The organism is uncultured Sphaerotilus sp. (genome assembly GCF_963924895.1).
In the GTDB taxonomy this organism is placed as follows: domain Bacteria; phylum Pseudomonadota; class Gammaproteobacteria; order Burkholderiales; family Burkholderiaceae_C; genus Sphaerotilus.
In genome coordinates this window covers 1-4,698 of record NZ_CAWURG010000009.1, presented here as the reverse complement: position 1 = coordinate 4,698, position 4,698 = coordinate 1, and the positions used below count along the sequence as shown (strand labels likewise).

Here is a 4,698-nt window from a genome sequence, read left to right as displayed (position 1 = left end):
CGCATTCAGCGGCGCCACACACTCGCCGTCCGTCGTCGCCGCGAACAGCGTCACGCCGAAGTCGATCCCCAGCGTCGGCACCAGTCCCGCCGCCGGGATCACGTCGGGCTGCTCCACCTGGATCGACACGAACCAGCGGCCCCGCTCCTGCGTCAGCGTGTAGTTCCGAACCGCTCCTTCGACCGCCTGCGACTGACGCATCCGCACCCAGCCGAGTTTCGGTGGTGTACGGAATCGCACGTTTTGATTCAGATAATCGCGCGTTTTGAGACACGCACACCCCCAGGCAACCCCTCAGCGCCCGCGTTACCTGCCCGTATTGGTCGATCCAAGGTAACGCGGCACATCAGCCACCGAGAGACTGTCGAAATCAGGTCGTTGGGGCATGGCCCTGAGGGCATCACGGTGGTCGAGAAGCTGCTGGGCAGCGGCAGGTAGCGGGTGCCCAAGAGCCGCCAGGACGCCCTGAAGCAGGGCCTCCAGTGCTGCGATGGAGGCCCCATCTGTTGCCTGCAGCTCCGCATTCCTGGTCGCCCTCAGTGCAGATCGCTTCGCGGCCAGCGTCGGATGGGCCACCCACTCGTCTGCGACCTCATCCCACTCCCAGGTCACAGACTCTGTGTCGGATGGTCGAGCTGGCTTGCGAGTGACGACTACAGGAAGAGTATTGCCGAATCCATCATCAGCATGCACTACTCGGGATCTCTGACTGTTGAAGCGGCCGGGAATCGGCCTGTGTCCCTCAGGGGCCGCAGACTCCTCGGATCCCGGGGGGCCTGAGTAGGTGAACCCGCAGAGGTCACCGCTGCCTTCGTGGTAGTAACTCCAGATCATCGCTTTATAAGCTCCGCTCGCAACTCTACGTTCCAAAACGTGGTTGACGCCTGCAGTGCGTTATACCCACCGTTCAGGGACAGGTAGATTGCCTGTCCAGCCACAGCGTCAAACGTAGAAGAGCAGTGATACCGCTGACGATCGACTCCGATAGCATTGTCGTTAAGAGTCATGTACCCACCCCCGGCGTTGACGACTTCAAACCATGTCGTCCATGTGTTGCCAGACCCGAGGGTGGTAGCCGCATCGAACGACGCGGTCACGATCACTTTCCCGCTCTCGGTTGGAGTGAATGCCGGGAGCGATATCACTAGCTTGTTGGCCCCGCTAAGAGACCCGCACAGAACAGGGCCGGGCGCATTGACCTGGCGGACTTCCGTGGCAGCGCCCGGGGCAATGTCGCCCGTGTTGATCACCCCAAGCTGCGCATGCGACGTAGCCGCTGACGGCGAATACGCACTCGGCACAGTCTGCGCAGCCCCAGCCAACTCGATCATCGGCCGGGTCATCCACCCGAAGGAGTTCGACTGCCCAGCCCAGGTGTTGCGCTTGGCGAAGAGTAGTCGCACCGCCACGGCATCCGCCGGGGCCGTGGCGAATACCGACAGCCGTTGCCATCCAGACAGCGACTTCCCGCCTCCAACCTCGGTCGTGGTTGCTGACGCCCCGCCTCCGGTATTTCCTCCCACCGCTGTCTTGAATTCGAGGTGCAGCGCCGCGAAACACCTGTGCGCAGCAACGAATGCGCTGGCGCAATACCTGATACCCGGCTCGATTGGTATCAATTTGCTTGTCAGCGCAACACCGAAGATGGCGGCGTCATCGCCAGTGACCCGCGCACCCTGGGCCACAGTCAGCGCATTGCCACCGATCGGGCACCAAGCACCCGTCGCATCTCTGGCCAACTCAGCGCCAAGATATATCGGATTCTGGCCCGCGATCCAGCCAGCCATGTCCCAACCCGCCGTGGTGTTTTCGGCGAATTCCGTTTGGCAGTTGATCAGGTTGGACGCCTGTCCCAGCTTTGCATTGTTGATGTCCTCGCCGCCAACCAGCGCCGCCACATTTTCTGGCCGATTCCCGACGCTGAGCCAGTCCGCGCGCTGGCTAGAAACCACGGCAATCCGGTTCAGGAGCGTCTGCCTTTTCTGGTATGCAAAATCCCAGTTACTGCGCCATATCGCCGGGATGATGACGGTATCCTGACTGGTGTCCGACCAGCCCGGCGACAGCGACAGCAAATACTGCGAGAGGGCTACCACGGCCCCAGTGTAGGCATCCCGCTCGCTCACGATCGACAGAGAATTTGCAGTGGTCACGATGCCAATCTGGCCGTTCCACAGCTCACTCCAGTCGATGATGACCTGCGCTTTTTCTCCGCGCGACAGGATTCCATCGCTCGCGATCGCCTGCAGTTGCCCTAGGGCAGTGTTCGCCAAATCCTGCGCCGCCAACGCAGCCGTCCGCGCTGCGTTGGCGGCGGTCTGAGCGGCAGAAGCAGCGGCCTGCGCCCCATTGGCAGACCCTTGCGCCGCGTCGGCAAGGGACTTGGCCCGAGCGGCGATGGCATTCAGGAGTGTGGTCCGAGACTGGTAGGCAGCATCCCACAGCGCGCGCCATGTTGCCGGGATGATCGCCGTGTCCTGAGACGTGTCCGACCACCCCGGCGAGAGCGCGGTGAGGTGGTTCGCCAGCGCCGTCAATGCGCCCGTGAAGGCTGCTGAGGCGATGCCGTAGGCAGCAGCAGAATCGATGATGCCCTGCCGGCTGTTCCACAGCTCGGTCCAATCGACGATGGTCGATGCCTTCTCGCCGCGCGACAGGATTCCATCGCTCGCGATCGCCTGCAGTTGCCCCAGGGCAGTGTTCGCCAAATCCTGTGCCGTGGTCGCGGCCGTCCGCGCTGCGTTGGCCGCAGCCTGCGCGCCAGTCGCCGACCCTTGCGCAGCATCAGCCAGGCTCTTGGCCACGGCGCTGATCTTGTTCAACAAGGTCTGTCTGGCCGCGTAGACGGCGGCAAACTTCGCCCTGAAATCCACGCCGACGATGGCGACATCGACACCGGGAAGCGTGTTCCAGCCGGGCAGCGTGCCTAGATAAGTAGTCAGGTCGGCGATCGAGGTGTTGTACGCAGCACGCTCGGTGGTGATGCCGTAGACGCCCGCCTGGCCGTCGATGCCGGGCTGCTCGGCGGTCAGCACGGTGTAGTCCTGCACGACCTCGGGCTTCTCCGAGGGCGACAGCACCGAGTCGCTGGCGATGCTGGCCAGCGCGGCGTTGGCGGTGTTGGCGCGCGTCAGGGCGACCGTCGCGCTGTTCTGTGCGGCGCTGGCGGCTGTCTGCGCTGCGGCGGCAGCCGTGGCAGCGGCGCTGCCGGTGGCCTGTGCGGCGTCGGCCAGGCTCTTGGCCACGTCGCTGATCTTGTTGAGCAAGGTCTGGCGCGCGGCGTAGACCGCGGCGAACTTGGCCCTGAAGTCGGTCCCGACGATGGCCACGTCGCCGCCCGGGATCGTGTTCCAGCCCGGCAGCGAGCCCAGGTAGCTGGTCAGCGCCGTGATCGCGGCGTTGTACGCAGCACGCTCGGTCGTGATGCCGTAGACGCCCGCCTGCCCGTCGATGCCGGACTGCTCAGCCGTCAGCACGGTGTAGTCCTGCACCACGTCGGGCTTCTCGCTGGGCGAAAGGATCGAGTCGCTGGCGATGCTGGCCAGCGCGGTGTTGGCTGCGTTGGCTCGGGTCAGCGCGCTGCTGGCGATGGTCTGGGCGGCAGATGCAGCGGCCGCAGCAGCAGATGCGGCCGCAGCAGCAGCGGCGGCGGCATCTGCCGCATCACCGAGCGCAGCCAGCCCGGACAAGGTCGCCGTGACATAGGCCGCGGCGGACGAGAGATTGCCCGTCGTGTCGAACGCAGCCACGCCGAACCGGTAGGCGCCATCCAGCGGCGATGAAGCCTCACTGATGAGCGAGTCTCCATCCCAGCGCGCACAGACCTGGGTCATCTGGTCGAAGGTCGCTGTCAGGGTCGAGCTGAACCGCACGATGTAGCCGCCGTGGTCGACATCCTGCGCATGCGTGACGGTGTAGCGGCGGACCGCGGCGGCCGTCTCCATCACGGCCAGAGCGGTCGGGCTGGTTGGCGGTGCCGTCTTGCCGATGACGCTGTGCGCGATGGCCACCCAGGCGCTGCCGACCCCGAAGCTGTTGAGGTGCTGCACTCGGATGATGATCACGTCGCGGTCGCGCACGCCGTCGATGCAGGTCTCGGTGGTGTTGCCGGCGAGCGGGAACTCGGTCCAGGTCGCCTCGGCGGCCCGGCGCCACGACACCAGCGTGCGCGCGGACGGGTCGCTCATGTAGATGGTCTTCGGCGCCGTCCAGGACAGCAGGACACGCGGGATGATCGTGCCGTCCGCCATCTTCAGCAGCTGCGCCGTGCCGCTGGCTGCCGCCAGTTCGCTCGGCGTGTCCACGAGGCCAGGGTTCGGCAGGCGCGTGGCCGGCGCGGGATCGGCGGTGCTGGCATCGGCGTCGTCGTAGCTGGCGGCAATGTCGCGCTGCAGCGTGAGCGCCACCGGCTGGCCGGGCGACCACGACCAGTCGAGCACCCGGAAGGTGTCCGCTACCAGCCCGAATCGGCCGCTGGTGACGGCGACTCGGTCCCCGACCTCCAGGGGCCAGAGGCGCGCCTTGCCGGTGTACTGGAGGATCATCCCGGCCCGGCTTTGCTCGACGAACTGGCGCAGCAGGTTGCGGCCGCGGGCCTTGTTGTTGGTGAATGGCAGGGTGAAGCTGCCCCACTCGCGCCCGCCGTCGGCGCCGACGAACACGGTGTTGATGTAGGGATCGACCTCGCTGGGCTGGACC

Annotated in this window: 1 protein-coding gene and 1 pseudogene; both read right to left on the bottom strand. The window is 65.6% G+C overall.

Features of this window, described 5'->3' with window-relative positions:
• Positions 1–240, bottom strand: a pseudogene (locus AABN02_RS03540) (transposase); the annotation flags it as partial.
• A 590-nt stretch (positions 241–830) separates the two neighbouring features.
• Entirely contained in the window at positions 831–4,661 is a 3,831-nt protein-coding gene (locus tag AABN02_RS03535; RefSeq protein ID WP_338413535.1) for a hypothetical protein, read from the bottom strand.
• Positions 4,662–4,698 lie beyond the last annotated feature (37 nt).